This window comes from Hydrogenivirga sp. 128-5-R1-1 (genome assembly GCF_000171895.1).
The window spans coordinates 1-2210 of record NZ_ABHJ01000155.1 but is presented as its reverse complement, the minus strand read 5'-3'; the positions used below and the strand labels follow the sequence as shown (position 1 = coordinate 2210).

Annotated in this window: 1 protein-coding gene and 2 pseudogenes; 1 reads left to right on the top strand and 2 read right to left on the bottom strand. The window is 29.8% G+C overall.

Annotated features, from left to right (window positions below; all coding sequences use genetic code 11):
- Positions 1–153 (bottom strand): annotated as a pseudogene (locus HG1285_RS03990) (thymidylate kinase); the annotation flags it as partial.
- 82 nt (positions 154–235) lie between these two features.
- Here HG1285_RS03990 and HG1285_RS03995 point away from each other — a divergent pair.
- Positions 236–505, top strand: a complete 270-nt coding sequence (locus HG1285_RS03995; protein WP_008288745.1) for a NifU family protein — start codon at positions 236–238, stop codon at positions 503–505.
- Between the two features lie 12 nt (positions 506–517).
- Here HG1285_RS03995 and HG1285_RS04000 read toward each other — a convergent pair.
- Positions 518–2210, bottom strand: a pseudogene (locus tag HG1285_RS04000) (glutamine-synthetase adenylyltransferase); the annotation flags it as partial.

Below are 2210 nucleotides of genomic sequence, written 5' to 3'. Positions count from 1 at the left end.
TTCTCTTATCTTCTTTCCTGTTTTTGTCCCTCCCGGTTCACGGGTAAGCACTGCATTTTTGCCCTTGCTAATAAGATATTCGTATAATTTTTTTGCCTGTGTTGATTTGCCTGCTCCTTCAATTCCTTCAAATGTTATAAAGACCCCTTTCATATTATCTCCTATGGTAAAAATCATACAACGGCATTACTTTAAGTATATAATTATAATTGAAATAAAAAAATGGAGGATAAAGATGGCAGAAAACAATCAAGCAACTATAGATAGAGCAAAAGTTGAAGAAGTTTTAGAAAAGATAAGACCTGCTTTAAGATTTGACGGCGGTGATGTTGAACTTGTAGATATTGGTGAAGACGGAACTGTTTATGTAAGATTAATGGGAGCATGTTCTGGATGTGCTATGTCTTTAATGACTTTAAAAGGCGGAATTGAACAAAGATTAAAACAGGAAATCCCTGAAGTTAAAGAAGTTGTTGCTGTAAACTTAGACCAGTCTATGTTTTAAATAAAAGGCCGTTTATACGGCCTTCACACTTTTAATAAAGCTTTCCCTTACTTTTCTTCTTGTATCTAAAATCTTATTCCAAAGCTCATTAGACTCCATATTAAATGAATGGGCAACCCGGTATAAATGAGGAGATTTTTTAGATATTTTTGAAATCCCAATTCCTTTTATCATTCTAAGTCTTGTTTCTACCTCTCTTAAAAATAAATAATGCTGCAGCAGGTGCGGAAAATAAATTTCTACTATTTCATAAGTGGTTTTGCTTTTTATTTTATTTTTTAACAGGGTTATCTGAATTAAAAACTCTATATCAACTATTCCACCATACCCGAGTTTTATATCTATTTCTTCAGATGTTTCAACAGCAAGTCCTTCCAGCTTCATTCTCATTTCATATACATCATATAAAAATTCTTTATCTACAGGTTTTGAAAAAAGAAAATCTTCAATAATGTCGTTCATCTGTTTTTTTACATTTTCATCCCCTGTTATAAATCTTGCTTTAGTCCATGCAAGTCTTTCCCATGAACGGGCTTCGTTTTTAAAATAATTTTTATAAAAGTTTAGTGTTGGAGCAAGCTCTCCTGACCTTCCATAAGGACGAAGTCTAAGGTCTATTGGATATAAAATACCTTCTTTTGTGTATTTTGTTAGGGAGCTAACAATATTTATAGGTACATTTCCATGTTTTAACTTCATATCCTGATTTTCAAATACAAAAACAATGTCAAGGTCAGAACCTATATTCATTTCCCTGCTCCCAAGTTTTCCAAGTCCATAAATTGCAAGACCTTCTGAATGTTCTTGTCTGTAAAGCTTTTCCAAAATAAAATCTGCAAGATTAGAAAGTGTATTATTCAGCTCTTTTAGTCTATCTTTTGCATATTTTGACTGCAATTGGGTCAAGTATTTTAGGGCAGAAAGTACCTGCACTATATTTTTAAGTTTATTTAATTTCTCAAGAAAATCTTTATTTTTTATAGTTTGAAGTTCCTTTTCAAAATCTTTTTTTGTTTGAGGTATATCCTCTACCCCAAAAGCATAATCTAAAAGCTGGGGGTCTTTTGCCATTAAATCAGATAAAAAGTCTGAAATTTTTGCAATATTTAATATAAACTCAACAAGTTTTTCATTTTGGATAAGTGCAGATGCAAAGATTGGAAGCATTTTACCTTGAATTAAAAGTTCTGTTAAATTTCTCAAAAAATCTTCTTTATCTTGAAATTTTTTTAATATTTCCTCAAGTTTAGGTATAAAATCAAAATAAGCTTGTTTAAAATCTTCACTTAAAAGTATAAAATCCTTGCTTAAAAATATTTCTTTGATTCTTTCTAAAGCCCACTTAGGGTTTTTAAACCCAATTTCCTTAAAATAATTTAAAACCTCATCTTCATAATGTTTTGTAAAAACATATTTCTGGACAACTGTAAGTTTTTTAGCTTCTCTAATTTCTAAACTATTAAAGACTTGTTCTATAGATTTTCTGTAGCTATTTAATAAATTTAAAAGCTGATTTCCATTTTTTAACCCAATTTTTAATGCATATTTATCTGCCTCTTTGTATTTAAAAAGCTGTGTTTGGACGCAGTTTTTAATTTGAATTAAATGCTCAAGTTTCCTGTAAAAAATATAAGCGTTTGAAAGTATATCTGCTTCATTTTCACTTAAAATACCTTTATCTTTTAACTTAAAAATACCTTTATAT

Coding starts and splice junctions, on each gene's coding strand:
- HG1285_RS03995 (WP_008288745.1), top strand. CDS start 236: ATGGCAGAAAACAATCAAGCAACTATAGATAGAGCAAAAGTTGAAGAA.